The 26,985-nt window shown below is 70.4% G+C and carries 24 protein-coding genes; 19 read left to right on the top strand and 5 right to left on the bottom strand.

What is annotated here, in order from left to right; translation table 11 throughout:
• The first annotated feature begins 8 nt into the window (after positions 1-8).
• The 4 genes from OG520_RS14760 (at position 9) to OG520_RS14745 (ending at position 3,535) form a co-directional block, all read left to right on the top strand.
• The gene (locus OG520_RS14760; RefSeq protein ID WP_399327525.1) at positions 9-680 is read left to right on the top strand and encodes a methyltransferase domain-containing protein; all 672 of its coding nucleotides are present in this window, start codon (positions 9-11) and stop codon (positions 678-680) included.
• The gene (locus OG520_RS14755; RefSeq protein ID WP_406013478.1) at positions 680-1,594 is read left to right on the top strand and encodes a DUF3626 domain-containing protein; all 915 of its coding nucleotides are present in this window, start codon (positions 680-682) and stop codon (positions 1,592-1,594) included. The genes OG520_RS14760 and OG520_RS14755 overlap by 1 nt, the downstream gene beginning before the upstream one ends.
• A gap of 72 nt (positions 1,595-1,666) precedes the next feature.
• The gene (locus OG520_RS14750) at positions 1,667-2,533 is read left to right on the top strand and encodes a GyrI-like domain-containing protein (protein ID WP_406013477.1); all 867 of its coding nucleotides are present in this window, start codon (positions 1,667-1,669) and stop codon (positions 2,531-2,533) included.
• 141 nt (positions 2,534-2,674) lie between these two features.
• Entirely contained in the window at positions 2,675-3,535 is an 861-nt protein-coding gene (locus tag OG520_RS14745; RefSeq protein WP_406013476.1) for a serine protease, read from the top strand.
• Between the two features lie 96 nt (positions 3,536-3,631).
• Here OG520_RS14745 and OG520_RS14740 read toward each other — a convergent pair whose 3' ends face one another.
• Positions 3,632-4,453, bottom strand: coding sequence for a TetR/AcrR family transcriptional regulator (locus OG520_RS14740; RefSeq protein WP_406013475.1), 822 nt, complete (start codon positions 4,451-4,453; stop codon positions 3,632-3,634).
• Positions 4,454-4,536: 83 nt separating this feature from the next.
• On the opposite strand from OG520_RS14740, the gene OG520_RS14735 reads away from it, so the two are divergent.
• Positions 4,537-5,385 (top strand): siderophore-interacting protein, encoded by an 849-nt coding sequence (locus OG520_RS14735; protein WP_406013474.1) that lies wholly within the window; start codon positions 4,537-4,539, stop codon positions 5,383-5,385.
• A 27-nt stretch (positions 5,386-5,412) separates the two neighbouring features.
• Here OG520_RS14735 and OG520_RS14730 read toward each other — a convergent pair whose 3' ends face one another.
• Both OG520_RS14730 and OG520_RS14725 read right to left on the bottom strand, forming a co-directional pair.
• Positions 5,413-7,038 (bottom strand): amidohydrolase family protein, encoded by a 1,626-nt coding sequence (locus OG520_RS14730; protein WP_406013473.1) that lies wholly within the window; start codon positions 7,036-7,038, stop codon positions 5,413-5,415.
• A gap of 85 nt (positions 7,039-7,123) precedes the next feature.
• Positions 7,124-8,431 carry an alanine racemase gene (locus OG520_RS14725; RefSeq protein WP_406013472.1) on the bottom strand — a complete coding sequence of 436 codons (1,308 nt, stop codon included), beginning with the start codon at positions 8,429-8,431 and terminating at the stop codon, positions 7,124-7,126.
• A 187-nt stretch (positions 8,432-8,618) separates the two neighbouring features.
• Here OG520_RS14725 and OG520_RS14720 point away from each other — a divergent pair, with 187 nt between their 5' ends.
• The 4 genes from OG520_RS14720 to OG520_RS14705 all read left to right on the top strand — a co-directional run bounded on the left by OG520_RS14720 (position 8,619) and on the right by OG520_RS14705 (position 12,427).
• The gene (locus tag OG520_RS14720; protein WP_406013471.1) at positions 8,619-9,662 is read left to right on the top strand and encodes a sugar kinase; all 1,044 of its coding nucleotides are present in this window, start codon (positions 8,619-8,621) and stop codon (positions 9,660-9,662) included.
• On the top strand, positions 9,659-10,417 hold the full coding sequence (locus OG520_RS14715; RefSeq protein WP_351264086.1) for an IclR family transcriptional regulator: 759 nt from the start codon (positions 9,659-9,661) through the stop codon (positions 10,415-10,417). Before OG520_RS14720 ends, OG520_RS14715 begins: the two co-directional genes overlap by 4 nt.
• Before the next feature lie 6 nt (positions 10,418-10,423).
• A complete protein-coding gene (locus OG520_RS14710; protein WP_385335071.1) occupies positions 10,424-10,834 on the top strand; it encodes a RidA family protein in 411 nt (136 codons plus the stop codon).
• A gap of 117 nt (positions 10,835-10,951) precedes the next feature.
• Positions 10,952-12,427 (top strand): GntP family permease, encoded by a 1,476-nt coding sequence (locus OG520_RS14705; RefSeq protein WP_406013470.1) that lies wholly within the window; start codon positions 10,952-10,954, stop codon positions 12,425-12,427.
• Between the two features lie 41 nt (positions 12,428-12,468).
• Here OG520_RS14705 and OG520_RS14700 read toward each other — a convergent pair whose 3' ends face one another.
• Positions 12,469-14,658 carry a serine/threonine-protein kinase gene (locus tag OG520_RS14700; protein ID WP_406013469.1) on the bottom strand — a complete coding sequence of 730 codons (2,190 nt, stop codon included), beginning with the start codon at positions 14,656-14,658 and terminating at the stop codon, positions 12,469-12,471.
• A 228-nt stretch (positions 14,659-14,886) separates the two neighbouring features.
• On the bottom strand, positions 14,887-16,554 hold the full coding sequence (locus OG520_RS14695) for a chitinase (RefSeq protein ID WP_406016485.1): 1,668 nt from the start codon (positions 16,552-16,554) through the stop codon (positions 14,887-14,889).
• A 766-nt stretch (positions 16,555-17,320) separates the two neighbouring features.
• Here OG520_RS14695 and OG520_RS14690 point away from each other — a divergent pair.
• The 10 genes from OG520_RS14690 to OG520_RS14645 all read left to right on the top strand — a co-directional run bounded on the left by OG520_RS14690 (position 17,321) and on the right by OG520_RS14645 (position 26,949).
• A complete protein-coding gene (locus OG520_RS14690) occupies positions 17,321-18,187 on the top strand; it encodes a hypothetical protein (protein ID WP_406013468.1) in 867 nt (288 codons plus the stop codon).
• A gap of 75 nt (positions 18,188-18,262) precedes the next feature.
• Entirely contained in the window at positions 18,263-18,970 is a 708-nt protein-coding gene (cpaB, locus tag OG520_RS14685) for a Flp pilus assembly protein CpaB (protein ID WP_266414998.1), read from the top strand.
• Between the two features lie 7 nt (positions 18,971-18,977).
• On the top strand, positions 18,978-20,255 hold the full coding sequence (locus tag OG520_RS14680) for an AAA family ATPase (RefSeq protein WP_266414996.1): 1,278 nt from the start codon (positions 18,978-18,980) through the stop codon (positions 20,253-20,255).
• 23 nt (positions 20,256-20,278) lie between these two features.
• Positions 20,279-20,770, top strand: coding sequence for a TadE family protein (locus OG520_RS14675; RefSeq protein WP_406013467.1), 492 nt, complete (start codon positions 20,279-20,281; stop codon positions 20,768-20,770).
• The gene (locus tag OG520_RS14670; protein WP_406013466.1) at positions 20,767-21,165 is read left to right on the top strand and encodes a TadE/TadG family type IV pilus assembly protein; all 399 of its coding nucleotides are present in this window, start codon (positions 20,767-20,769) and stop codon (positions 21,163-21,165) included. Before OG520_RS14675 ends, OG520_RS14670 begins: the two co-directional genes overlap by 4 nt.
• A 59-nt stretch (positions 21,166-21,224) precedes the next feature.
• A complete protein-coding gene (locus OG520_RS14665) occupies positions 21,225-22,562 on the top strand; it encodes a CpaF family protein (RefSeq protein ID WP_266414990.1) in 1,338 nt (445 codons plus the stop codon).
• A gap of 9 nt (positions 22,563-22,571) precedes the next feature.
• A complete protein-coding gene (locus OG520_RS14660) occupies positions 22,572-23,510 on the top strand; it encodes a type II secretion system F family protein (RefSeq protein ID WP_406013465.1) in 939 nt (312 codons plus the stop codon).
• Positions 23,511-23,524: 14 nt separating this feature from the next.
• Positions 23,525-24,409, top strand: coding sequence for a DUF5936 domain-containing protein (locus OG520_RS14655; RefSeq protein ID WP_406016484.1), 885 nt, complete (start codon positions 23,525-23,527; stop codon positions 24,407-24,409).
• 54 nt (positions 24,410-24,463) lie between these two features.
• Complete coding sequence (locus OG520_RS14650; protein ID WP_406013464.1) at positions 24,464-25,768, top strand: sensor histidine kinase; 1,305 nt, start codon at positions 24,464-24,466, stop codon at positions 25,766-25,768.
• Between the two features lie 80 nt (positions 25,769-25,848).
• Positions 25,849-26,949, top strand: a complete 1,101-nt coding sequence (locus OG520_RS14645) for a response regulator (protein WP_406013463.1) — start codon at positions 25,849-25,851, stop codon at positions 26,947-26,949.
• Positions 26,950-26,985: the final 36 nt, after the last annotated feature.

Raw genomic sequence — 26,985 nt, 5'->3', positions numbered from 1 at the left:
TCCCGGCCATGGACTGGCAGGCATGGCACGACGCATACGATGTCCCCGATTCATGGCTGGCCCGGCGGCTGCGGGCCGTCGAGGACCGGATCCGGGACGTCCTGGACACCGCACCTCCCGGTCCGCTGCGGGCGATCAGCGTGTGCGCCGGGCAGGGCCGCGATCTCATCGGCGTGCTGGCGGACCACCCCCGGCGCGACGACGTGCGGGGCCGCCTGGTGGAGCTGGACCCCGGAAATGCCTCGGTGGCGCGGCAGTCGGCCCGCGACGCGGGGCTGACGCGGGTGGACGTGGTGACGGGCGACGCCTCGCTCACCGATCACTATCTCGATCTGGCACCGGCCGATCTCGTGCTGGTCTGCGGTGTGTTCGGCAATGTCGTCGATGCCGACATCGAGCGCACCATCGACATCTGCACCCGGCTGTGCGGGCCCGGCGGCACCGTCGTCTGGACCCGCAACCGCGCCGCGCCCGACCGGGTGCCGCTGGTCTGCGACTGGTTCGAGGAGCGCGGCTTCGAGCGCCGGTGGCTGTCCGAGCCGGACGCGGGGTACGGGGTCGGCGCACACCGCTTCACCGGTGAGCCTCGCGAACTCGCCCCGGGACACCGGATGTTCGACTTCGTCGGCTACGACGCCCTGAAGGCGGCGCGGCCGGACACCCGGACCGTGAGGCCCTGATGCCCCGCACCGCACCGCCGCACGACGACGCGCCCCGGTCTCCGGCCCCGGCCGTGTATCCGTCCCCGTCTCCGTCCCCGTCCCCTCAGGACCGGGCCCTCGGCCATGTCGCGTCCCTTTCGTCGGGGAGACCGCTCGACACCTCGCTGCGACTGACGCTGAACTTCCACCCCGACCGCGAGGCGGCGGGCCGGCCCGTCCTGGTCGCCCTGGCGCAGGACGGCGTCTACCACTCGCAGTTCGTGACCGGCACGAGCAACGGCGGTCTCACGGCGCACCCGGGCGGGGACCGATGGCGTTGGGAGAGCCGGATCTTCGACGGGGCCTACGACGGGGTGCCGGGCGAACAGCGGCCGGTCTACGGGGCGTTGGACTTCCGCGACTCCACCGTCGGTGCTGCCCCCAGGTTCGGCTCCGCGTATTTCCGGCTGACCGCGGACACCCTCCCGCGTGCCACGTTCTGCTATCCGGACAGTGCGGCCGAGCCGGTGGACTTCGGCGTCGCGTCCGGCATGCATCTCATCGAGCTGGCCGAGGCCGACGACCGGGACGCGCTCGACGACTACATCGAGGCGCAGATCCACGGCCCGGTCGTCCTCGACCGCCATGTGGAGGCCCTGGTGCTCGACCCCTGCTACCGGTCCACCCCGGTCGAGGAGGCGGCCCGCCGGCTGCCCTGCCGCACGGAGTGGCACGCGGGATTCCGGCTGACCGTCGAGCAGTTGCGGCGCCACCCCGACTACCGGGGAGGGGAGTTCGTCGACCTCGGCGCCGAGATCGCCGAGAACGGGGTCCTCGACCCGCGGATCATCGGTGACGCGGCCCGCTCCGGCCGCCACGACCTCCAGTCGCTGAAGAAGGTCTGGCACTGTCTGGCGCGCTTCGGCGCACCGCCGCGACCGTCCCGACCGTGACGGGCACGGAGTGTCGGGTGGGCCGGGGTGCATTCTTCCTCATGTGAGTGTCCGTAAGAGAAGGAGACCGGGGTGCTGGAGAAGCTGAACCAGGCCATGGAGCACATCGAGGGCCGTCTCGATCAGCGGATCGAGGCAGCCGAGCTGGCCCGGATCGCCATGGCGTCGGAGTACCACTTCCGGCGGATGTTCTCCGCGCTGGCCGGGATGCCGCTGTCGGAGTACGTACGGCGCAGGCGGCTGACGCTCGCGGGTGCCGAGGTGCTGAACGGGGAGCGGACGCTGCTGGAGGTCGCCGTGCGCTACGGCTACTCCTCGGGCGAGGCGTTCGCTCGGGCGTTCCGTGCCATGCATGGTGTCGGTCCGGGCGAGGCCCGGCGGGCCGGTGCGGTTCTGCGGTCCCAGCCCCGGATGTCCTTCCGTCTCGTGGTCGAAGGCAGCAGCAGTATGGAATACCGGATCGTGGCCAAGGACGAGTTCCGGGTGGCCGGCAGGAAGGCGCGGGTTCCTCTCGTGCACAAGGGGGTCAACTCGGCCATCGCCGAGTTCATCCGGGGCATCGACAAGGAGACCGTGGGGCGCATCGCGGCGCTGTCCGATCAGCAGCCGGAGGGCATCGTCCAGGTGAGCGACAACCTCGCGGAGAGCCGTGCGGAGGGGACCGAACTCGACTACTACCACGCCGTGGTGACCGGTGCGGACACGCCCGACGACCTGGACGTGCTGGTGGTCGCGGCGGGCACCTGGGCCGTCTTCGAGAACTCCGGGCCCTTCCCCGAGGCGCTCCAGTACCTGTGGCGGGACGTGTTCACCCAGTGGTTCCCGTCCAATCCGTACCGGAGCAGGCCCGGTCCCGAGATCCTGCGCGTCGGGCCGTCGCCGGTCGCGGGGGAGGCCGCGGCCGAGCTGTGGATCCCGGTGGAGCCGGTCGTCGCCTGACGGGCCCTGGGCCCGATGGCTTGAAACCGCCCCTTGTGGGGGCCCCTTCAGTGCGCCAACATGCGCATGTCAAATCCGAAGGAAACTTCGGTGGGTGGGGGCCATCAGGACCCTGCCCAGGTCACTTGAGGGGACCCCCACATGAAGAAGCCTCTCGTCGGTGCGCTGTTCGCTGTCCTGCTCCTCGGGGCAGGTGTCGCGCCCGCAACCGCGTCAACCGGCCACGAAGCGGCGTCGCCCACCGCGGTCAAGGAGAAGGTCCGGCCCAAGGCGGTCAACTTCGCCGGGACCGTGGCGCTCAGCAACTGTTCCGGCTCCGTCGTCCGCACTCCCGACTCCCAGCCCGGCGACCACGCGCTCGTGCTCTCCAACGGGCACTGCATGGAGTCGGGGTTCCCGGGCCCCGGTGAGGTCGTGTTCGACCAGCCGTCCACCCGCAGCTTCACCCTGCTGAACGCCTCGGGCAGCGGTGTCGGAACACTGCGGGCGAGCAAGATCGCGTACGGGACGATGACCGACACCGACATATCGGTGTACGAACTCACCAGCACCTACGCCCAGATCGAGAGCAGCTACGGCATCAAGGCGCTGGAGCTCAACACCGCGCACCCGGTCCAGGGCACCGCGATCACGGTCGTGTCCGGCTACTGGAAGCGCACGTACGCCTGCAACGTCGACGGCTTCGTCTACCGCCTCAAGGAAGGGGAGTGGACCTGGAAGGACTCGGTCCGCTACACCTCCGCCTGCCAGACCATCGGCGGCACGTCCGGCTCCCCGGTGATCGACAACGCGACCGGCAAGGTCGTCGCCGTCAACAACACCGGCAACGAGGACGGCCAGGAGTGCACGGACAACAACCCGTGCGAGGTCGACGAGAGCGGCAATGTGACGGTGCGCGAGGGCATCAACTACGCCCAGGAGACGTACGGCATCGTGCCGTGCATCGGCGCCGGCAACAAGTTCGACCTCGACCGTGCGGGGTGTGCCCTGCCCAAGCCGTGATCCCGTGAACCCGTCGCCGCCGCGATGCCCTCCACCGGGTGTCGCGGCGGCGATTCACCGTTCGTGGTTCACCATTCATGGTTCGCGATGGGCGGCTCATGGCGCCGTCGTGCGCCGGACCGCCGCCTCGATCCCGTCGAGCAGCACCCCGAGCCCGACGTCGAACGTCTCCCGCGCCTCCCGCTCCAGATACGGCACCGCCTCCTCGCCGGACGCCGGCGCCGGGGCCGGTGACTGCGGGGCGGACCCGGTCTCCATCGCGGTCAGGCTCGGATAGCGGTCCGCGAAGTCGGGGGCCACCTCGCCCAGCAGCGCCGTGCGGGCGAACCACCACTCCTCGTCCGACTCGCCCGTCACCGCCGCCGCCTGCCGCGCCTCGGCGACCGTCCCGGCGCAGCCGCGGACGAAGTGGGACAGCGTGCCGACCAGCCGCCGCAGCATCTGCGCTTCGAGCCCGGTCGCGTTCAGCAGGCGTACCAGGGTGTCCAGCCCCGCGTACTCGTGCGGGCCGAGGACCGGGCGGGCCTGGGAGACCTGGAGTACCCAGGGGTGGCGGAGGTGGAATTCGAGCCTGTCCCGCGCCCAGTCGGTCAGCCCCGTACGCCAGTTGCCGGTGTCGTCGTACTCCGTGGGCAGCTCGGCGTGGACCGCGTCGTACATCAGGTCCAGCAGCTCGCTCTTGCCGGGCACATAGGTGTAGAGCGCCATCGCGGTACGGCCGAGCCGCTCGCCCACCGCGCGCATCGACAGCGCGGCCATGCCGTCCTCGTCCGCGACGGTGATCGCGGCGGTCACGATCGCGTCGACGCTCAGCCCCGGCCTGGGGCCGGGGCGCCGGCCCCGCTGCTCCGGACGGTCGGCGCGCCACAGCAGGGACATCGAACGACGGGCGTCGCCCTGTCCGGCAAAGACCACCACTTGCGACTCCTTACGCCGTAAAGTAACTTCACCCGGGTAATTCCTTACGGCGTAAACTATCAGTCGGAGAGGGCGGAGCCGCGATGGGGCAGGCGTTGACCGTTTCGTATGTGCGGGTCGTCGGCGTGGAGCGGGTCACTCCGCGGACGGCGCGCGTCACCTTCACCGGGGACGCGCTGGCGGAGCTCATGGAGGACCGGCCCGACCAGCAGATGAAGCTCTGCTTCCCGAGGGAGGGGCAGGGCGTGCCCCGGCTGCCGGAGCCGGACGCCGACGACACGTACGGCATGCGGTGGTACGAGGCGTACCTCGCGATCCCCGAGCCGGAGCGACCGTTGATGCGGAGCTTCACCGTTCGTGGGTACGACAGCCGACTGGATGTGATGGCGGTCGACTTCGTGCTCCATGGCGACGACGGCCCCGCCACCCGCTGGGGCCGGGACGCGCGCCCCGGCGATGTGCTCGGCATGGTCGGCCCGTCTTCGCTGTACGCCCGGCCGCTGCCCGCCGCCGACTGGCTGCTGCTGGCCGGCGACGAGACGGCGCTCCCCGCGATCGGGACCCTGCTGGAGTCCCTGCCGGCCGGGGCGCGGGCGCTCGTCTGGGCCGAGGTCGCCGACGCGGCGGAGGAGCAGTCGCTCGGCTCGCCCGGCGATGTGACCGTCCACTGGGTGCACCGGGACCGGGGCGGGTCGTTGCCGGACGCGGTGCGGGCGGCCCGGCTGCCCGACGGGCCCGGGGCCGCGTGGCTGGCCGGTGAGGCGGGGGCGGTACGGGCCCTGCGCCGCCATCTGGTCGAGGAGCGCGGGCTGCCCCGGGCGGCCGTGCAGTTCAGCGGCTACTGGCGGCGCAACCTCACCCAGGACGACGCCCCGACCGAGGAGGACCTGGCCTGGGCGAAGGAGCAGGCGGGGGAGCAGGCGGGGGAGTGAGGGCGAAACGCCCCAAGGAACGACGCCCTACCCGGCGACGCGCCCCGTTCCCCGGACGGCCCGGCCCGCCAGCACCTGGGTGCGGCGGCCGTCCTCGATGACGAACCGGCCGTCGATCAGTACGTGCGGGATGCCGACCGGCAGCGTGCGCGGCTCCTCGAACGTGGAGCCCGCCGCCACCGTCGCCGGATCGAAGAGGACCAGGTCGGCGCGGTAGCCCTCGCGGACGTACCCGCGATCCGTCAGGCGCAGCCGCCGGGCCGGGCGCGAGGTGAGGTGGGCGACGCACTCCTCCAGCGACAGGATGCCCAACTCCCGTACGTACCTGCCGAGATACTGCGGGAACGTGCCGTAGGCGCGCGGGTGCGGCTTGTCGCCCTGGAGGATGCCGTCACTGCCCCCGGTGTGCACCCGGTGGCGCATGATCTGCCGCACGTTCTCCTCGTGGCCCACGTGCTGGAGGATCGTCGAGCCGAGCCGGTCCTCGATGAGCAGTCTGCGCGCGGTCACCCAGGGCGCCTCGCCGCGCAGCCGGGCGGACTCGGCCACTGTGCGTCCGACGTGGTCGGTGAGCGCGGGCACACCGACGCCCGAGATCTCGATCGTGTCCCACTCGATCGGCACGCCGTGGCAGCCGTCCGAGCCCAGCACCTCCAAGTGGTGCCGGATCCGTTCCGCCGTCGCGTCGTCCGCGAGCCGGGTGAGCACCGACTCCGGCCCGCCCTCGCTCGCCCAGCTCGGCAGCATCGCGACGAGGGTCGTGCAGCCGGGGGTGTACGGGTAGGTGTCGAGGGAGATGTCGGCGCCCGCGTCGAGGGCCCGGTCGAGCAGGGTGAGCAGTTCGGGGGCCCTGCCCTTGTTCACGCCGAAGTTCATGGTGGCGTGGGCGAGATGGAGGGCGCAGCCCGCGTTCCTGGTGAGCTGCACCATCTCCTCGTACGCGCCGAGCGCGCCCGCCCCGTACGAGCGGTGGTGCGGGCAGTAGTAGCCGTCGTACTCGGCCACCACCCGGCACAGTTCGGTGAGTTCGGCGTCGTTCGCGTACATGCCGGGGGTGTACGTGAGGCCGGAGGACATGCCGACCGCGCCCTCCGCCATGCCCCGGGCGACGAGTTCCTTCATCCGGGTCAGCTCGGCCCCGGTGGCGGGGCGGTCCTCCCAGCCCACCGCGTACATCCGGACCGTGCCCTGCGGGATGAGATAGGCGGCGTTGACCGCGATGCCCCGGCCCTCGAAGTTGCGGTCCAGACGGTCCAGGTACTCGCCGACCGTGCGCCAGTCGAAGTCGATGTCGTCGCCGTTGCCGTTCCAGCCGGTGATGGAACGGCGTACCTCGGCGAGCGTCCGGTCGTCGACCGGGGCGTACGACAGACCGTCCTGGCCCAGGACTTCGAGGGTGACGCCCTGCGCGGCCTTGGCGCTGTGGTCCGGGTCGCGGAGCAGCGCGAGATCGCTGTGCGCGTGCATGTCGATGAAGCCGGGCGAGAGGACGAGCCCGTCGGCATCGAGCGTGCGGCGGGCGGAGGGGCGCGGGCCGGGGGAGCCCTCGGGGCGGATCTCGGCGATCCGGCCGTCGGCGATGGCCACGTCGGCGCGGTGGCCGGGGGTGCCGGTGCCGTCGACGACATGGGCGTTGCGGATGACCAGGTCCATGGGGGGCTCCAGTTCAAGCCCCTCCGGCGATCGAGGAGCGGGGGTCCGGGGGCGGAGCCCCCGGACGCCGGCAGGGGACGGGGGATCAGAAGAAGGTGCGGATGTAGTCCGTGACCGTGCCGTCCGCCGTGACCAGCGGAATCAACTGCCACTTGTCGAAGCTCGTGCACGGATGCGACAGGCCCATCCCCACCCAGTCGCCCACCTCCAGCTCGGCGCCCGGCTCCGTACGCACCCACGCGTGCTGGTCCGACAGGCCACTGACCGAGACACCCGCAGCCGGCCGGACCGCGCCGTCCCGGCCGGACCGCACGACCTGTGCCTCGGGAAGGTCGAGGTCGTACGCCGCGTCCCGCTTGCCCGCGTTGAGGAACGCCTGCTCGGCCGTCGGACGCGACACGACCTGCGCCCAGAGCCGGAAGGCGGGCTGCAGCACGCCCTCCTCCGGCACCCGGTTGAACGGGGTCAGATGGCGGTAGTGGCCGTCGTCGTGCGAGACATAGGCCCCCGAGCGCAGCAGCTTCAGCACCGGCGCGGAGAGCTCCGGGATCTCCGCGAAGACGTCCGCCACCGCGTCGAACCACGCGCTGCCGCCCGCGCTGATCACGATCTCTCCGTCGGCCGCCGCGAAGCGCCCCGCGCGGTCGAAGTCGACGGCCAGCGCGACGAGCCGGCGCACCCAGTCCCGTACCCGCTCGCCGGACGCGTCCGGCACCTCGCCCTCGTAACCGGCCACGCCCACCAGACGCAGGGTCCCGGTCGCCGCCACCGCGTCGGCCACCGCCGCGCACTCGGCCTCGGTGCGGACGCCGGTGCGCGCACCCTCGCCCGCGCCCAGCTCCACGACGACGTCGACGGCGCGGGAGGCGCCCGCCGCGCGCAGCGCCTCGTCCATCAGCTCCACGCCGCGCACCGAGTCGACGTAACAGATGAAGCGGAACTCCGGGTCGGAGTCCAGCTCGCCGGCGAGCCAGCGCAGGGCCGCGGCGTCGACGAGCTCGTTGGCGAGGAAGATCCGCCGGATTCCGTACGCCCGGTAGACCCGCGCCTGGTGCGGCACGGCCGCGGTGATGCCCCAGGCGCCGTGCTCCAGCTGGCGGGCGAAGAGCTGCGGGGACATGGAGGTCTTGCCGTGCGGGGCGAACGCGAGCCCGTGGCGCTCCGCGTACGTCTCCAGGATGGCGAGGTTGTGCTCGACCGACTCGGCGGACAGGGCGAGCACCGGGGTGGTGAAGCCGCCCGTGAAGAGGTTGCGCCGCTCGGCGGCGAGGGCGCCGACGGTCAGGCCCTCCGCATCGGGCGGGAGTGCCTTGAAGCGGTGGTCGACCAGCTCGTCGGCGAGTCCGGACACAGGACGGTCGGCAGCCAAGGGGGCCTCCTCGATCGAAGTCATCGTTGCATCATATGCAACACCCATTGCGTATATCGCTTAACGCTGTCTAACATCCGAGCCGACGCCAGGTCAATGGCGAGTGCCCGCGCCGCACCCCGAACCACTGCCCGCCGAACCGCCCCACCACTGAACCGCCGCACCGCCCCCTACTGAACCGCCGAACCGCCCAACCCGCGAGGAGCCCCGAGTGCCCGGAACCCCGGCCAGGACCGCCGAAGCCGCCACGGCCGCCGAAGTCGTGTGCCTCGGCGAGTCCATGGTGACGTTCCTGCCGTCGCAGCCCGGACGCCTCGCCGACGTGCCTTCCTTCGGCCGCGGCATCGGCGGCGCCGAGTCCAATGTCGCCTGCGCGCTGGCCGCCGCCGGGCACCGGGCGGCCTGGGTCAGCCGGGTCGGCGCGGACGGGTTCGGTGACCATCTCGTCGAGGCGATCACCGGATACGGGGTCGACACCTCCGGTGTGCGGCGCGATCCGTCGCGGCCCACCGGGATCTACTTCCGCACCGCGACCGACCGGGCCGCCGATGTGCACGAGGTCGCCTACTACCGGGCCGGGTCCGCCGCGTCCGCGATGTCCCCGCGGAACATCCCGTACGAGACGCTGCCCGCGGCCCGGGTCCTGCACCTGTCCGGCATCACCGCGGCGCTCTCCGCCGACTGCCTGGCCCTGCTCCACGACCTGACCGCGCCCCGGCCCGGCCGCCCGCTGATCTCCTTCGACGTCAACCACCGGCCGGGCCTGTGGCGCGACGCCGACGCGTCCCCCGGGGTGCTCCTCGACCTGGCCCGCCGCAGCGACCTGGTCTTCGTCGGCGAGGACGAGGCGGAGGAGGCGTGGGGGGTGACGGGCGCGGAGGCGATCCGCGCGGCGTTGCCGGAGCCGTCCGTCCTGGTCGTGAAGCGGGGATCCGCCGGGGCGACGGTCTTCTCGGACGCCGGAGACGTCACCACCGTCCCCGCCCTCCGCGTGGACGTCGTCGCGCCCGTCGGCGCCGGCGACGCCTTCGCCGCCGGGTTCCTCTCCGCCACCCTCCGCGACCTCCCCGTACGCGACCGCGTCCGGCACGGCCACCTCATGGCCGCCGCCGTCCTCACCGTCCCCGGCGACCTCACCGCCCCGCCGGCCCGCGCGCACGCCGACGCCCTTGCCGCCCTGGACGACGAGGCCTGGGGGAGACTTCGTCTCGGCCCCGGGTGGACGGGGGACGACCAGGAGGTACGTACGACATGAGTCAGACCGTCGACCGGGCGCTGAGCATCCTGCCGCTGCTCGCCCAGGGACCCGCCGACCTCGGCCAGGTCGCCGAGCGGCTCGGCGTCCACAAGTCCACGGCGCTGCGTCTGCTCCGTACGCTCCACGAGCACGGACTCGTCTACCGCCAGCAGGACCAGCGCTACCGCCTCGGCGCCCGCCTCTTCGCCCTCGCGCAGGAGGCCGTCGAGAACCTCGACGTACGGGAGATCGCCCACCCCCACCTCGTCGAACTCAACGAGAGCTGCGGTCACACCGTGCATCTCGCGGTGTACGAGGAGCAGGAGGTCCTCTACATCGACAAGGTCGAGAGCCGCTACCCGGTCAGGATGTACTCGCGGATCGGCAAGCCCGTCGCGATCACCGTCGCCGCCGTCGCGAAGCTGCTCCTCGCCGACCTCACCGAGCCCGAGCGGCGCGCCATCGCCGAGAAGCTCGACTACCCCATGTACACGTCCCGTTCGACCCCGAACGCCGGTGCCTTCCTCAAGGAGCTCACCGTCGTCCGCGAACAGGGCTGGGCCACCGACCTCGGCGGCCACGAGGAGTCCATCAACTGCGTCGGCGCCCCCATCCGGGGGGCGGACGGGCGGGTCGTGGCCGCGATGTCGGTCTCCGCGCCCAATGTCGTCGTCACGGCCGAGGAACTCCTCACCCTGCTCCCGCTGGTGCGCCGCACCGCCGACTCCATCAGCCGGGAGTACTCCGGCACCACCCGACCCAAGAAAGCCTGAACAGCCATGACCGAGAAGATCGCCCTCACCCCGAGCACCCACACCACGCCCCCCGCGAAGTTCTCGCACGGGGTGAAGAAGGGGAACATCCTCCAGGTCGCCGGCCAGGTCGGCTTCCTGCCCGCAGTCGAGGGCCAGGCCCCGACCCCCGCCGGCCCGACGCTGCGCGAGCAGACCCTCCAGACCTTCGCCAACGTCAAGGCGATCCTGGAGGAGGGCGGCGCGAGCTGGGACGACGTGATGATGATGCGCGTCTACCTCACGGACGTGGACCACTTCGCCGAGATGAACGAGATCTACAACGCCTACTTCGGCGAGCAGGACCTCAAGGCCGCCCCCGCCGCCCGCACGACGGTCTACGTCGGCCTCCCCAAGGGCCTGCTCATCGAGATCGACGCGCTCGCGGTCCTCGGCTGAACCAGCTGATCCACTTGCCGCTCCCGCTCCATGCGCGCGGCACGGCGCTCCGCTTCGCAGGAGCGCCGTGCCGCGCTCCCCCACACCCGAAAACCGTCTCCGACAACGGAGTTACGCATGCTGCTCGCCGCAACCCCACCACCGGCCGAGACACCGCCCCACACCGGTGGCATCCTTCCGCTGATCGACGGCACCGCCGGTCTGCTGACCGTCGCCGCCCTCGGAATCGCGCTTCTCCTCTTCCTGATCATCAAGGTCAGGCTGCAGCCGTTCGTCGCGCTGCTCGCCGTCTCCATAGCCGTCGGCCTGGGCGCCGGTCTCTCCGTCACCGAACTCTTCGGCACGGTCCAGAAGTCCGCCGCCGTCTCCGTCATCGAATCCGGCATGGGCGGCATCCTCGGCCATGTGGCGATCATCATCGGCCTCGGTACGATGCTCGGCTCGATCCTCGAAGTCTCCGGCGGCGCCGAGGTGTTGAGCAGCCGTCTGCTGAACCTCTTCGGCGAGAAGCGCGCCCCGCTCGCCATGGGCCTCACCGGCCTCGTCTTCGGCATCCCGGTCTTCTTCGACGTCGGCATCTTCGTCCTCGCGCCGATCGTCTACGCCGCCGCCAAACGCTCGGGCAAGTCGATCCTGCTCTACGCGATGCCGCTGCTGGCGGGCCTCTCGATGACCCACGCCTTCCTGCCGCCGCACCCGGGACCGGTCGCCGCCGCCGGACTCTTCCACGTCTCCCTCGGCTGGGTCATCCTGATGGGCATCGTCGTCGGCATCCCGTCCGTCCTCGCCGCCTGGGGCTACGCCGCGTGGATCGGGAAGCGAATATTCGTCGCGGTACCGCAGGACATGGTCGAGGCCGCCGAGGAGGCCAGGGCCGCGGTCGTCGCCGAGCAGCGGGCCGCCGGGGTCACCCCGCGCGAGGAGCCGGTTGCGCTCGCCACCGTACTCACGATCATCGGCACCCCGCTGGTGCTGATCCTTGCCGCGACGTTCTCCTCCATCGCGCTGGACCCCTCCACCCCGCGCTCCGTCATCGAGTTCTTCGGCAACCCCTTCGTCGCCCTGACGATCGCGCTGGTGCTGGCGTACTACCTGCTGGGCATCCGCCGCGGCTGGTCCCGCAAGTCCCTGGAAGCCGTGTCCACTTCGTCCCTCAAGCCGGTCGGCAACATCCTGCTGGTCGTCGGCGCGGGTGGTGTGTTCGGCGCCGTCCTCAAGGCCAGCGGCATCGCGGACGCCCTCGCCAAGACCTTCAACGACGTCGGACTGCCGGTCATCCTGCTCGCCTGGCTGATCTCCGTGGTGCTGCGCGTCGCCCAGGGCTCGGCGACGGTCGCCATCGTCACCACCGCCGGCATCGTCGTCCCCCTGGTCGAGGGCCAGGACCTCTCGCAGGCCCATCTGGCCCTGATCATCATGGCGATCTCGGCCGGCTCGATCTTCGCCTCGCACGTGAACGACGGCGGATTCTGGATCGTGTCGAAGTACTTCGGCATCTCCGAACGCGACACCCTGAAGTCCTGGACGGTCCTGGAGACGGTCCTGTCGGTCGCGGGGTTCGCGGTGGCGGCGCTGCTCAGCCTGGTGATCTAAGGCCTGCCCGGATCGTGCCGGAGGCGCCGCACCGGGCCGGTTCAGGCCCCCGACGCACAGATGATGCTCCGGCCGTTGTTCACCGGCCAGTACCAGAACCGCTCGCCGCGCCCGGCCGGACAGGTCCAGTTCGTGCCGGGCGCGGGCGCCTTGTAGTAGCCGGTGATCCGGAGGATCGACTGGCCGGCCCGGGGCACGGTCGACGCGTTGCAGTCCCACACCACCGTCAGATCGGCGTTGGTGGCCCCCTTGACCTGCGCGGGGAAGCACTGGCCCACCTGGTACACGCGGTCGAGGCAGAGCGTCCTCACGACACCGTCCGCACCGGACTTGCGCCACCAGGTGAAGCCCGGCCCGCTGTCGCAGGAGCTTGAGGCCCCGGCGGCGGTGCTGACGCGATTGACATGCATGTAGGCGTTCGACGCCCGGCAGCCCACCCGGACCGGGCTGGTGGCGCTCATGTTGCCGTGCCCGTCGTTGTACACGTCGAGACAGTCACCGGCGCGCACCGCCGCGAACGCCAGGTCGGTGGCGTCCGGAGTGGGAGTCGGAGTCGGAGTGGGGGTGGGCGTGGGGGTGGGTGACGACTCCTCGGTGCCGCCGCCGGAGTCGTCGGTGCTGTCGCCGCCGCTGCCGGAACCGCTGTCGCCGTAGTTGTCGGAGTCGCCGCCGCTGCCGTCCGTATGGGTGTCGAGGCCGCTGCCGGAGGTGACGGCGCCGGCACTGGTGGTGCCGGCGGAGGACGCCCCGCTGCCGCTCCCCTTCCCCGCCTCCCAGGGCTGCCAGACCACCAGGGCGACGACGACGGCCACGGCGACCAGCCAGCCCCAGTTCGAGGAGCCGCCCGAAGGCGCGGCCGACGGGGGCGTCGCGCGCGTCGTGCCCGGGGTGGGCGAGGCGGTGGTGGACGAGGCGGTGGTGGACGAGGCCGCACGCGCCCGAGCGGCACGGGCCGCCTGCTCGGCGCGCTGCCTTTCGGCCCGTTCGCGCCTGGCCCGCTCCTGCGCGGCCCGTTCCCGTTCGACGCGCTCGGCCTCCAGCCGGGCCGCCTCCACGCGTTCCCGTTCCGCCCGCTCCCGTTCGACGCGTTCGGCCTGGTCGCGCTCCGCCTGTTCCCGTTCGGCCTGCTCCGCCCGCTGCCGCTCCGCCAACTCCGCGAGCACCGCCAGGTCCTGCCTCGCACGCTCGCGGCGGGCGCGGTCACGGGCCGCGCGGGCCTCGCGCTCCGGCGGGTAGACCAGTGTCGGGGGCGGGGGCGGCACCACCTTCGTGCGCTGGTCGACGGTCGGGGCCACCGGGTGCGCGTGGCGGTCGTTCGCGAGTTCCAGGCCCTGTGTCGCGTACGCGCCGATCAGCGCCGTCCATCGCGGCGGCAGCCACCGGGTGCCGCTGTGCGTAGCGGGCAGACCGGCCTGGTCCTCGCGGAACCGGGCGAGCAGCTCCGCGGGCTCGGGGCGCCGGGCCGGGTCGACGGCCAGGCAGGGCCGGACCGTCGCGACGAGCTCCTTCGGCAGACCGTCGAGGTCGAGCTCGCCGCGCTGGACACGGGCCAGCAGCCGCAGCGTGTCGCCGTCCGCGCGGTAGGGCGCCCGCCCGGTGGCGAGCAGGAACAGCGTGGCACCCAGGGAGTAGACGTCGGATGCGGCGGTCGACGCCTCGCCACGGGCCTGTTCGGGGGAGGTGAAGGCGATCGTGCCGAGCGTGAGGCCGGTGAGCGTGAGGTCACTTGCGTGCGAGATGCCGAAGTCGATGACCCGGGGACCCTCCAGCGGCAGCAGCACGTTCTGCGGCTTCACATCGCGGTGGACGATGCCCACTCCGTGCAGAGTGACCAGTGCCTCCGCGGTCCCGGCGGCGATCCACCGTACGGCCGAAGCGGGTAACACCCCGCAGCTGCGCACGAGTTCGGAGAGCGGCGGTGCGGCGATGTAGTCGATGGCCATCCACGGCCGCTCGGCGTCGGGGTCGGCGTCCCGTACGCGAGCCGTGTACGCGCTGTCGACCCGTTGCGCGAGCGACACCTCGCGGGCGAAGCGCCGCCGGTCGATCTCGCTGACGGTCCCCTCGGCCAGCAGCGTCTTCACGGCGACGAGCCCCCGCCCGCCGCGCTCGCCGCCGCGGGCCAGATAGATCCGCCCCATGCCGCCGGACGCCAGGCGTCCGATCAGCCGGTACGGCCCGAGCACCGCCGGATCGTCCCCGCCCAGCGTCTGAATCCGCGCCCCGGCCATGTCCCTCCCCCTGTCGCACCGCCACCGCGCCCCACAACGGTGCCATGAACATGCCCGAACAGCCATGGAAGTTTCGCGGTCCCGGGCAGGCTGTTGCGGGTCCGGGACAGGGCCGGGTCGGCCGCCGGGACCCGGAAGGTGCAGCAGCGCCGCCGGGGGAGCGGCGGCGCTGCTGGTCACTGATGCCGGCCGGTGGTCACGGCGGGCCGTGCGTGTGCGGATCGGTGGTTACGGCAGGCCGTGCACGTGCGGGCCCACCGCGTTCGACCAGGCGTTGCCCGACTTGGCGTCCCAGTTGGTCGACCAGGTCATCGCACCGCGGATGCCCGGGTACGTCTTCGAGGGCTTGAACGTGCCGCAGTTGGTGCCGGAGGCCAGGCAGTCCAGGGCCGCGTTCACGACCGACGGGGAGACGTAGCCGCCGCCCGCGGCGCTGGCGGAGGCGGGGACACCGAGTCCGACCTGGGAGGGGGCGAGGCCGCCCTCCAGCTGGATGCAGGCGAGCGCGGTGAGGAAGTCCACCGAGCCCTGCGAGTAGACCTTGCCGTCGCAGCCGAGCATCGAACCGCTGTTGTAGTACTGCATGTTGACGACGGTCAGGATGTCCTTGATGCCGAGGGCCGTCTTGAAGTACTCACCCCCGGTGGACTGCATGTCGATGGTCTGCGGGGCCATCGTGATGACGAGACCGGAGCCCGCCTTCTGCGACAGCGAGCGCAGTGCCTTCGTCATGTACGTGGAGTTGAGGCCGTTCTCCAGGTCGATGTCGACGCCGTTGAAGCCGTACTCCTGGATGAGCGAGTAGACCGAGTTGGCGAAGTTGGTCGCGGAGGCGTCGCTGTTGACCGAGACGGATCCCTTCTCGCCGCCGACCGAGATGATGACGTTCTTCCCGGCCGCCTGCTTCGCCTTGATGTCGGCCTTGAACTGGTCGACGGTGTAGCCGTTCAGGCCCGCCGTGTCCAGGTTGAAGGTGACGGCGCCCGGTGTGCTCGTGGCGTCGGCGAAGGAGACCGCGATGATGTCGTAGTTCGCGGGCACGTCGCTGAGCTTCTGCACGGTCGCGCCGTTGTTGAAGTTCTGCCAGTAGCCGGTCACCGCGTGCTTGGGGACGGAGGTGCCGGGGTTGGGGTTGCCGCCGCCCTCCTTGGCCGTACGGCCGCTGACCGTGGTCGACTTGACGGACTCACCGGCCGCGTTGGTGGCGGTCACCGCGAACTGGTACGCCGTGTCGGCGGCCAGCCCCGTGACCGTCGCCGAGCTCCCGGTGGACGTGGTCGCCTTCTGGCCGTCCCGGTAGACGGTGTAGCCGGTCGCGCCGGACACCGCGTTCCAGGACAGGGCCACGGAGGAGGAGGTGGTCGCGCCGACCGCGAGCCCGGCCGGGGCGGACGGGACGGTCGGCTCCGGGGCGGTGCCGCCCCCGCCGTCGGGGCCGTTGACCGAGACGTCGTCCACCAGATAGGCGGCCTGCCCGTACCAGCCGTGCGTGTAGACCTCGACCGAGGTGGTCTTCGGGCCGGTCTTGAAGCTGGTGGTGAGCTGGGTCCAGTCGCCGGAGCCGGGCGACCAGGTCGACACATCGGTGGTTCCGGTACCGCTGGCGCCGAGGTACGCGTACCCGCCCTGCACCCAGGAGCTGAGCGTGTACGTCGAATCGGGCTTCACGGCCATGGTTTGGGCGCACCGCGCGGTGTCCTGACCGGACGGCGTGGCCTTGAGAGCGGCGGTGCCACCGTGCACGGGGGAGGAGACGGTGGCGCCGCTGCCGCCGGTACAGGTCCAGTTGGCGAGGCCGGACTCGAAGCCCGCGTTCCTGGCGACGTTGATGTCGGCGGCCTGGGCGCTTCCGGCGAGACCCGTGGCGGTCAGCGCGCCGGCCGCGAGGACGGCCATGGCGGCGCCGATCCGGACCCGGCCGCGGCGCCCGTGGATTCTGTGGCCGCTGAGGGGGGAACGTTCCACTTGCTGCCTCCGTGGGGGAGTTGGGGATGCCTGCCGGGCGTACCCGGGACGAGCCGGCGGGGTGGACCGGCGGTACTCCGGGCCGTCCGGGAGGTGACGGGGAGAAGAAGGGGATGTGGAGTTGAGGAACGGTGGCCACCGCTGGCCGATAAACTGGTCCAGACCAATCAAGTTGTCAAGACCTCTGGCAACGAGACCTGCGGCGATCGAGTGCGCCGAGTCGGTCCGTACGCGCTCCGCTTCCGTCCCGCGAAGCCCTCCGCGGGACCCCGAAGTCCAGGCGGCGCGCCTGTGAATTGACGTTTTGTTGACCTCTCGGGGTCCCGCGCGGGTGATGCCGCGGGAGTGCTCGGACAGTGACGGACCGGCCCTCCGCGGGGGGTGGTGCGGGAGGTTCCGCATCCGTGCTGACGTGCGGAGATGAATTCCCGGCCCCAGGTGACGGGAAGGTGGACCGGTAACCCTCCGCAGTTGTACAGAAGTTGACGATTTTCGATTTGATCCGATTTAGCACGCGGGCGTTACGCGGGCGCCTCGCACACGTTGTCGGACTGGCCTCCGAAAAGTGTTCTCTGCCAGGTAGGACGTGGATAAAGTGCTGAGGCAGAACCGCGGAGCAGGAGCGATTGCGGCCGACGTCATGACCGGCGTCCGGCCGGAAGCCGAAACGGGGAACAGCGTGCCGACCGCAATAGCAGTGACCAGTGCTGACTTGGTACTACCTCCGACCGATCAGCAGACACCGACAGCCGCCCTGCTGCAGGCGCCCGATGCCCAGGCGCTGGAGATGGCCATCGGTGACATGCATGTGCTGCTCGAACAGCACGGCTATGTCGTGGCCGTCTACCCGACCGGCATCTCGCCCGCCCACGAGCGCCGGCTCTACTCCGTGCGCTCGGTCCTGGAGAGCGACCGCATCGCCCTGGTCAAGGTGGACCTCCCGCCGCTGGGCGTCGCCGTACTCGTCAGGCAGTTGCGCCAGCTGTCCATCTGTGACTTCAGCCCCGGAGTGGTCGCCTCCGCCGCCCGGCTGCTGACGCACTACATCCACGCCGGCGCCCTGCTCCACTCCGTCACCAAGTTCGACCGGGTCCCGGTCGACCTCAGGACCCATGCGAAGTCCTGGGTGCCCGGCTCCCAGTTCGCCGTGGTCGCGGGACCCGAGCCGCAGCTCGTCAGGGTCGGCCCGAAGGCCGACCCGCCGACCGGTCCGGAATTCGCCACCCACCTGATGACCGCCAAAGGGCAGTCGCAGTCGGAGTGGGTGAAGGAGACCCTCGCGCCCGCGTGGCAGGTCCAGTCCATTCATGAGTCCGCACTTCCGTCCGAATCCCCGGCATGGTGGGGAACCGGAAAACTGGTGGAATTCGCCGCCTACCTGCCAGACATCTCCGTCCTGTACCAATTGGTGTCCTCCGTACGCCGTGAGAACTGCCGCTGGTGCCGAATGGAACTCATCGGTGATCGCTGCGGGTTCTGCTCCTCCCCGCTACCCGCGGCCGAGAACCGAATGCACACCGCCGGTGTCCTCAGCCATGAAGCGCTCGCACCACCGCAGTCCTAGCGCTTCCGCTTTCCTCCGTAGACGCCCTTCTGTCCGCTGCCCCACGCATCCGAATCGAACGAGGTTGTCCGGCCCATGAACTCCCGTCAGCGCCGCGGCGTGATACTCCTGCTTTTGTCGGTTCTGTGCGCCTTCGGCGCCTTCGCCGGCGTGCTCTCGGTGATCAGCGATGTCAACTCCAAGGTGGGGCCCGAGGTTTCGGCCTACCAGCTGAGGTCCGACGTGGCGCCCTATACCGCGCTGTCCTCCGGGCAGTTCGAGAAGATCTCGATGCCCAAGCGCTGGCTCTCCCACAACGCGGTCACCGATCTCTCCGAGGTGAACGGCAAGATCGCCGTCACCCAGCTGCGCAAGGGCTCGCTGCTCCAGTCCGACATGATGCAGCGCCGCCCCGAACTGCAGCCCGGGGAGCAGGAGATCGCCATCATGATCGACGCCGCCACCGGCGTCGCGGGCAAGATCACCCCCGGCGCCACCGTCAACATCTACGCCACCTTCCCCGGTGAACGCGATGGTGACCCGTCCCAGTCGAAGGTCATCGTCTCCAACGCCAAGGTCCTGGACGTCGGCAAGCTGACCGCCCTGGAGCCCAGCCAGGACGGCAAGTCCAACATGGGCACCGAGGCCGTCCCGATCACCTTCGCACTCAACACGCTCGACACCCAGCGCATCGCCTACGCCGAGTCCTTCGCGGAGCACGTACGCCTCGCGCTCCTCGCCTCCGGCAGCGACAGCACCATCCGTCCGGGCGACCGCACCTACACGCTCGACAAGGACAAGTGAGGATCGAATGACCACGAGGATCCTCCCGGCCGTCGGTGACGTCGACGCGGCCAGATCCGTCACCACCCTGCTCAGCCAGCTCCCCGACGCCGAGCCGGCCGCTCCGGTCACCGACTCGACCCAGCTCATCGACACCCTCGCCCGGCTCGCGGGCGAATCGCTCGACGATCTGCCCGAGGTCGTGCTGGTCCACGAGCGGATCGGACCGGTGCCGGCCCTGGAACTGATCCGGGAGGTCTCGCTGCGCTTCCCCGCCATCGGGGTCGTGCTGATCACCGCCGATGTCACCCCCGGCCTGTTCGCGTCCGCGATGGAATCGGGTGCGCGAGGCGTCGTCACCCTCCCCCTCAGCTACGAAGAACTGGCCAGCAGGGTTCAATCCGCGGCCCAATGGTCCGTCGGCGTCCGCCGCCACCTGACCACCGGGGCCGATGTCTTCACCGGCCCCGGCGGTACGGTCATCACCGTCAGCGGAGCGAAGGGCGGCGTCGGGACCACCGTCGCCGCCGTACAGATCGCCCTGGCGGCCCAGACGTCCGGGCGCAACGTCGCCCTGGTCGACCTGGACCTCCAGGCCGGTGACATCGGCTCGTACCTCGATGTGCAGTTCCGGCGTTCCATCGTCGACCTGTCGACGATCACCGACATATCGCCGCGCGTCCTGTCCGACGCCGTGTTCAGCCACGGCACCGGCCTGGCGCTGCTGCTGGCGCCCAGCGAGGGCGAGAGCGCCGAGGAGGTCAGCGACCGCTCGGCCCGGCAGATCGTCAGCGCCCTGCGCTCACGCTACGAGGTCGTGGTGATCGACTGCGGCAGCCAGCTCCAGGGCGCCAGCGCGGCGGCCATCGAGATGGCCGACACGGCACTGCTGGTCACCACACCCGATGTGATCGCGGTGCGCGGTGCGAAGCGGGTCGTACGGATGTGGGAACGGCTCCAGATCCGCAAGGCCGAGGACACGGTCACCCTTGTCAACCGCTTCATCCGCAACACCGAGATCCAGCCGCAGCTGATCGAGAAGATCACCGGAACCACGACGGCCAACACCGCCGTTCCCGCGAACTTCAAGGAGCTCCAGAGCGTCGTCGACGCGGGCCGGCTGCACGAACTCGACTCCAAGAGCACCGTCAAACAGGCCCTCTGGGCCCTTGCGGGCGAGCTCGGCATCGTCAAGGTTCCTGAGAAGGCGGAAAAGAACGGCGCGAAGAGCGGCGCGAAGTTCAAGAACGACCGAGGCTCGATCGGGCGCCGACGCGACCGTGACGGCGACTCCCGGAACCGTTGACGACCTAGGGGGCAAGTTGACCAATGGCACTTACCGAGACGAAAGACACGGAGATACGGGGAAGGCGTTACGGTGACGCCGCCCCGGCGGGTCCGCCCGAGCGGGGCCTGACACAGGGACGGATGCGCGCCCGGCTGCTCGGCCGGGGGCGTGACCGCGGTCAGACCGCGATCGAGTTCCTGGGCGTCACGCCGCTGATCATCCTGTTGTGCGTCGCGCTCTGGCAGTGCGCGCTGATCGGCTACACGTTCTCCCTGGCGGGGAACTCGGCGGACGAGGCCGCGCACACGGGGGCCATCTCGGAGGGCTCGCGGGGCCGCGCCTGCCGGGAAGCGGCCGAGAAGAACCTGCCGAAGGTGTGGCGGGAGGCGATGAAGCGGACGAAGTGCGATGACTCGTCCGGGCTGTACAAGGCCACGGTGAAGCTGCGGGTGCCGGTCCTGGTGCCCGGAGTCTTCAACCTGCCGATGACCATCGAGGGCAACGCCGCGTCGCCGCTGGAGGCCGAGCGATGAGCATGCGCACGCACACACCGGGCCGGAGGACCGCCGCGTCCCGCCGGGACCGCGGGCAGGTCGCCATCGAGTACATGGGCTTCATCCCGCTGATGCTTCTGGTGGGTCTCTTCGCGATCCAGCTGGGGGTCGCCGCGTACGCCGCCAGCCAGGCGGGCACCGGCGCCCGCACAGCGGCGCGTTCCGCCAGCCAGGACGTGCCGCGCGGGGACTCCGAGCGGGCGGGGCGCGAGGCGATGAGTGACTGGCTCGGCAGCTACAAGAACGCGAAGTTCAGTCGCCACGGCGGGACCGGAAAAGTGACGTACACCACTCGCGTGAGGATCCCCTCCGTTGTGCCCGGTATCGACGACTGGGGTTGGGCCAAGCGCAGTTCCACCATGCCGCGAGGGTGAGCGGGGCCCGCATCGCACGACCGGAGCACCACAAGCACGTCTGAGCGAGGAGTTACGCAATGAGTCTGCGGGCACGCATGACCGCCCCCGAGAAGAACGGCGGGGCGCGGGAAGACAGCCACATGGTGGCGTCCTACCGCGCCAAGCTGCTCGAAGAGATCGACCTGGCCGAGATGTCCTCGCTCGCCGCCGCAGACCGGCGGGCCCGGCTGGAGCGCGTACTCAGTCACATCATCAGCCGTGAGGGTCCGGTCCTCTCGACCGTCGAACGCACCCAGCTGATCCGCCGGGTCGTCGACGAGGCCCTCGGCCTCGGCATCCTGGAACCGCTGCTCGAAGACGCGTCCATCACCGAAATCATGGTGAACGGGCCGGACCAGATCTTCGTCGAGCGCAGCGGCAAGGTCGAGAAACTGCCCATGCGTTTCAGTTCGCACGAGCAGCTGATGCAGACCATCGAGCGCATCGTGTCGACGGTCAACCGTCGTGTGGATGAGCAGAACCCCATGGTCGACGCGCGTCTACCCAGTGGTGAGCGTGTCAACGTGATCATCCCGCCGCTGTCGCTGACCGGCGCGACGCTCACCATCCGACGGTTCCCGAGGGCCTTCACGCTCCAGGAAATGATCAACGTCGGCTCGCTCGACGAGCAGATGCTGATCCTCCTGGCCGGACTCGTCCAGGCCAAACTCAACGTCATCGTCTCCGGAGCCACCGGTACCGGGAAGACGACCCTCCTCAACGCGCTCTCCGGCCTCATCCCCGACAGCGAGCGCATCGTCACCATCGAGGACTCCGCCGAGCTCCAGCTCCAGCAGAGCCACGTCATCCGGCTGGAGTCCCGGCCGGCGAACGTGGAGGGGAAGGGCCAGATCACCATCCGTGACCTGGTCCGCAACTCCCTGCGTATGCGCCCCGACCGCATCGTCGTCGGTGAGGTCCGTGGTGGCGAATCGCTCGACATGCTCCAGGCGATGTCGACCGGTCACGACGGCTCGCTCGCCACCGTGCACGCCAACAACGCCGAGGACGCGCTCATGCGTCTGCAGACCCTGGCCTCGATGTCCGAGATCAAGATCCCGTTCGAGGCGCTGCACGACCAGATCAACAGCGCCGTCGATGTCATCGTCCAGCTCACCAGGCACGCCGACGGTTCCCGAAAGATCACCGAGATCGCCGTTCTCGACTCGCACGGCAGGGACCCCTACCGCATCGTGTCCGTTGCCCGGTTCGACGCCCAGCCCATGGACGCCGAAGGACGGATCCACGGCGAGTTCAAGTACCTCCCGATCCCGCGCAAGATCGCCGAGCGTCTCTACATGGCCAGCCAGCCCGTCCCGCAGGCCTTCGGGGTCGCCGAATCCGCCGAACAGCTCGCCACCCGAGAGGCCAACTAGGTACGTGCCATGACGAATCTTCCTCTTCTCAGCATCGGTGCCACGCTGCTCTGCGGCGTCACGGGCGTCATGGGCCTGCACGCCTACTCCGGCGGCAAGGCCGACCGGGACGCCATGGTGGACCGCCTGTCGTACACCGGTCACATCCCCGAGACCGGGCGGCACCGCCGGTTCCGCGGTCTCGACGCCAGGCTGCGCAGGACCGGCCTCGGCCGGAAGCTCGAACTGAAGCTGGCCGCCACCGGCCTCGACATCACCCCGGGTGAGTTCTTCGTCTGCTCGCTCGCCGCGATGGCCGGGCTCTGGATGATCGCCTCGTCGATGCTCGCCAGCTTCTTCGGCCCGGTCGCCGCCCTGATCGGCCTCTGGGGCACCAACGCCTTCCTGAACTGGGAGCGGACCAAGCGCACCGAACGCTTCATCAACCAGCTTCCCGAGCTCGCCCGCATCCTCGCCAACGCCACCCAGGCCGGCCTGGCGCTGCGTACCTCCATCAGCATGGCGGCGGACGAGATGGAGGACCCGGCGGGCGAGGAACTGGCCAGGGTCTCCCGGCGCCTCGCCGTCGGTGAACCTCTCGACGACGCGCTGAGCGAGCTGACCGACCGGCTCCCCTCCCGCGAACTCGTCGTCCTCGTCACCACCCTCGTCCTGTCCAACCGGGCCGGCGGTACGGTCGTCAGCTCCCTGCGCAACCTCACCGAGACGCTGGAGGAGCGCAAGGAGACCCGGCGCGAGGTCAAGACGCAGCTGTCCCAGGTCACCGTCACCGCCTACGCCGTCCCCATCTTCGGCCTGGGCGCCATGCTCCTGATGAACGCCGTCATGCCCGGTGCCCTCGACCGCATGACCGGTGCCTTCATCGGCCAGGTCGCGGTGGTCATCGCCATCACCCTCTACGCGATCGGATTCATCGTGATCCGCCGTCTGTCCCGGATCGACGTCTGATGGGCGGGGCGCACATGGACCTGCTGCTCGCGGGCGGCATGGCTCTGGCCGTGTACGGCGCCATCGCCGGCATTCGCATGTACCGGGCCGACGCGAAGCTCCCCGGTGACCTGGCCATCGCTCTGGAGGTCGGCGCGACCCGCACCAGCGCGGTCGGTTCCGGCATCGACCGGCTGGGCATGCGCTGGGCCCCCGCGGTCCTGCGGATGATGGGCCCGAAGGCCGTCAACAAGAAGCGCCGCCAGATCGACATGGCGGGTAACCCGGGCGGTCTGACCCTCGACCGCTACGCCGCACGTCGCGCCGTCTACGGCGCCCTCGGCGGGCTCGGTGCGTTCACGATGATCATACGTGGGCAGCTCTTTCTCTCCCTGGTGCTGATCGCCTTCGGTATCTTCTGGGTGGAGGTCGGCCTCTGGTCGGCGGTCCGCGTCCGCCGTGACCACATCGACCGGACGCTCCCGGACTTCCTCGACGTGCTCGCCGTCGTCGTGTCGGCGGGCCTCGGCTTCCGCCAGGCTCTGGGACGCGTCGCCGAGAAGTACGAGGGCCCCTGGGCCGACGAACTCCGCATCACACTGCGCCAGATGGATATGGGCGTCAGCCGCCGTGAGGCGTTCGAGCAGCTGCGCAAGCGCAATGACTCGGAGCAGGTGGCGATGTTCGTGACCACGCTGCAACAGGGTGAGGAACTCGGCGCACCGATCGTCGAGACACTGATCCAGATAGCCAACGACATGCGGCGCACGGACGCCCAGAATGCCCGCCGGAAGGCGGCCAGGGCTGTTCCCAAGGCCACCTTCGCCGTCACCACCTTCCTTCTCCCCGGCACCCTGGTGCTGCTGACCGTCGGCTTCGTCTACGGGGCCAACGTCGACTTCAGCTTCCTCACGGGCTGATGACGTGAACGACGCGGACGGCGGGCAGGACGGTCAGAGGGAGGTGACAGGCTCATGTCTTTCCAACTCGGCGGCATCCAGACCGGACTGAACGCGGAGGTGCGCCGGGCCATCACCGATCCCGGATCGCGCCCGGCGTTCGCGATCCAGCTCAACGCCCTCCAGGCGATGTGCCGGCAGGTCTTCGGCTTCCGGCTCGCAATGATCGCCATAGCCACACCGTTCGCGATCGGCCACACCGCGTCGGGTCCGGCCACCTGGCTGATCGGCTCGGCCATCCTTGTCACGTTCATGGGCTCGTACGTCCTGTTCCGCGACTGGGATCGCTTCGGCCCCGTACTCCTGCGCCACCCCTGGCTGCTGGGCATAGACGCCTTCTTCGGCGCCCTGCTGCTGATCACCGCCAGTCCCGAGTCCACCCTCGCCTATGTCACCGTCTGCACCCCCCTGCTGGCCGGACTTGTCTACGGCTGGCGCGGGGCGGCGGTCTTCGCCGCACTCCAGATCGTCATCGTCCTCGGGGTGTACGGAACCAACCCGAAACTGCAGCCCGCCGACGCCACGGCGCTCCTGCTCCCCGGTTTCTGCGTGATCGCCGGCGCCGTCGGCGTCACCCTGCGCAATCTGCTCCTCCGCTTCGGGACGGCGAGCCAGGCCCTCACCGAGACCAGGGCCCGGCTCGCCGTCAGCGAGGCCATCGAGGGCGAACGCACGCGACTCGCCCGGGAGATGCACGACTCGGTGGCCAAGACCCTGCACGGTCTGGCCCTGGCCGCCGACGGCCTGGCCCGCTCCTCCGACCGCGTGGACCCGCTCGTCGTCAAGCACCAGGCCGAACTGGTCGCCCGCGCCGCCCGCCGGGCCGCCGCCGAGTCCCGCGAGCTCCTCTCCGACCTGCGCCGCGAGTCCGGACTCGACGGAGGCGTGGACGTAGTGCGCGAACTTCGTGCCCGAGCCGCGGACTTCACCCGGCGTCAGGGCCTCACGGCCACCTTCCGACTCCTCGACGAGGCACCGATCCCGCACGTCCCGCAGGCCGTCGCGCGTCAGCTGCTCACCATCGCCTCCGAAGCGATGGAGAACGCCCACCGCCACGCACAACCCACCTACCTCGTCGTACTCGCAGGCGTGAAGGGTGATGTCCTGCGCGTCAGCGTGTACGACGACGGACGAGGTCTACCCGCGGGAATCACCCTGGACGACCTTCGCCACGCCGGCCACTTCGGCCTGGTGGGCATGGTCGAACGCGCCGCATCCATCGGCGCCCGCATCCGTATCGGAAAGGGCCAGGCGGCCAAAGGCACCGAAGTACGCCTGGAACTTCCGATCGCCGCTCTCGATGTCCCCGCAATTGGATAGCAACTCGGCTGAACAGCAATCGAACCGAACAGTTCCTACTCCACCCTCACCCCCCATGACACCCTGAGAGGAGGTCGCAGATGCCGGACGACATCTCCCGCGCGTCGGGCCAGAACCGGGCAGCGCAGAACCACGCCTTCCCGCACACGTCCTCGCACGTCACTCCGCTCGACCCGGAGCCCAGCTCGTATGCGCTCACCACCCCCGTCCCCCAGCAGTCCGCGGCATCCGAGTCCATGCCTCCCTTCCCCGCGCCGCCCATACCCGTGCCCGGAGCTCTGCGGGTCGTCGTCGCCGACGACAACCCGGTGGTCCGGGCCGGCCTCGGCGTCCTGCTCTCCGGCCGCGACGACATCGAGGTCGTCGCGGAGGCCGCGGACGGCCGCCAGGCCTACGACATGGCCGTACTGCACCGCCCGGACGTCGTCCTGCTCGATGTGCGTATGCCAGGCGTCGACGGCATCTCCGCGCTGCCCCACCTCGTACGGGTCGCACCAGTCATGATGCTGACGTACAGCCGCGAGAGCGAGATCGTCCACGAGGCCCTGCGCCTCGGCGCCGGCGGCTATCTGGTCCACGGCGAATTCACGGCCGACCAGCTGGTGCAGGCCGTACGCGACACGAAGGACGGCCGCGCCCACTTCACGGCCACCGCGGCCAACGCCCTGCTGGCCCACATGCGCCAGGGCCCAGGCCCGCTGGGACGACCGCTTCCCGAGGGGCTCGGGACGGCTCTGACCACGGGCGTTCCGTCCCAGGGGTCCGGCTACGACGGCCACGCCCCGAGTTCCGCTCAGCAACACGGTGCGCCTGCACACGCGCCCAAGCCCGAACCGTCTCCACCTGCGCCGCGCCCCATCCAGTCATCTCAGGGTCTTTCGCATCTGCAACCAGTTATGGCACAGTCTTCCATGACCGGGGAACCGGTCACGACGCTCAACAGGCAGCAATACGGGCTGAGTTCACGGGAGGTGGAGGTCATGGAGCTGATCGCGTCGGGCATGAGCAATCAGCAGATCGCCGCCACCTGCTTCATCAGCGAGAAGACGGTCAAGAACCACATCAACCGCATCTTCACCAAGTTGCACAGCGCGAGCCGCAGCGAGGCCATCGCCCGCTGGCTCGGCACGGCTCCCACGGCGGGACCGGGGACGCGGGGAGCCGGTGGTCATCGTGGTTGAGCGGGAGAACGGTTCGTCGGTGACGGGTGCGGGGCG

It is taken from the genome of Streptomyces sp. NBC_00984, assembly GCF_045162475.1.
In the GTDB taxonomy this organism is placed as follows: Bacteria; Actinomycetota; Actinomycetes; order Streptomycetales; family Streptomycetaceae; genus Streptomyces.
The sequence above is the reverse complement of the archived record's forward strand: the minus strand, read 5'-3'. Positions and strand labels throughout refer to the sequence as shown.

Bases quoted from the DNA above. Each gene is read 5' to 3' on its own strand.
- OG520_RS14760 (WP_399327525.1), top strand. From the start codon at position 9: ATGGACTGGCAGGCATGGCACGACGCATACGATGTCCCCGATTCATGG.
- OG520_RS14755 (WP_406013478.1), top strand. From the start codon at position 680: ATGCCCCGCACCGCACCGCCGCACGACGACGCGCCCCGGTCTCCGGCC.
- OG520_RS14745 (WP_406013476.1), top strand. From the start codon at position 2,675: ATGAAGAAGCCTCTCGTCGGTGCGCTGTTCGCTGTCCTGCTCCTCGGG.
- OG520_RS14735 (WP_406013474.1), top strand. From the start codon at position 4,537: ATGGGGCAGGCGTTGACCGTTTCGTATGTGCGGGTCGTCGGCGTGGAG.
- OG520_RS14730 (WP_406013473.1), bottom strand. From the start codon at position 7,038: ATGGACCTGGTCATCCGCAACGCCCATGTCGTCGACGGCACCGGCACC.
- OG520_RS14725 (WP_406013472.1), bottom strand. From the start codon at position 8,431: ATGACTTCGATCGAGGAGGCCCCCTTGGCTGCCGACCGTCCTGTGTCC.
- OG520_RS14715 (WP_351264086.1), top strand. From the start codon at position 9,659: ATGAGTCAGACCGTCGACCGGGCGCTGAGCATCCTGCCGCTGCTCGCC.
- OG520_RS14710 (WP_385335071.1), top strand. From the start codon at position 10,424: ATGACCGAGAAGATCGCCCTCACCCCGAGCACCCACACCACGCCCCCC.
- OG520_RS14705 (WP_406013470.1), top strand. From the start codon at position 10,952: ATGCTGCTCGCCGCAACCCCACCACCGGCCGAGACACCGCCCCACACC.
- OG520_RS14700 (WP_406013469.1), bottom strand. From the start codon at position 14,658: ATGGCCGGGGCGCGGATTCAGACGCTGGGCGGGGACGATCCGGCGGTG.
- OG520_RS14695 (WP_406016485.1), bottom strand. From the start codon at position 16,554: ATGGCCGTCCTCGCGGCCGGCGCGCTGACCGCCACGGGTCTCGCCGGA.
- cpaB (WP_266414998.1), top strand. From the start codon at position 18,263: ATGAACTCCCGTCAGCGCCGCGGCGTGATACTCCTGCTTTTGTCGGTT.
- OG520_RS14680 (WP_266414996.1), top strand. From the start codon at position 18,978: ATGACCACGAGGATCCTCCCGGCCGTCGGTGACGTCGACGCGGCCAGA.
- OG520_RS14675 (WP_406013467.1), top strand. From the start codon at position 20,279: ATGGCACTTACCGAGACGAAAGACACGGAGATACGGGGAAGGCGTTAC.
- OG520_RS14670 (WP_406013466.1), top strand. From the start codon at position 20,767: ATGAGCATGCGCACGCACACACCGGGCCGGAGGACCGCCGCGTCCCGC.
- OG520_RS14665 (WP_266414990.1), top strand. From the start codon at position 21,225: ATGAGTCTGCGGGCACGCATGACCGCCCCCGAGAAGAACGGCGGGGCG.
- OG520_RS14660 (WP_406013465.1), top strand. From the start codon at position 22,572: ATGACGAATCTTCCTCTTCTCAGCATCGGTGCCACGCTGCTCTGCGGC.
- OG520_RS14655 (WP_406016484.1), top strand. From the start codon at position 23,525: ATGGACCTGCTGCTCGCGGGCGGCATGGCTCTGGCCGTGTACGGCGCC.
- OG520_RS14650 (WP_406013464.1), top strand. From the start codon at position 24,464: ATGTCTTTCCAACTCGGCGGCATCCAGACCGGACTGAACGCGGAGGTG.
- OG520_RS14645 (WP_406013463.1), top strand. From the start codon at position 25,849: ATGCCGGACGACATCTCCCGCGCGTCGGGCCAGAACCGGGCAGCGCAG.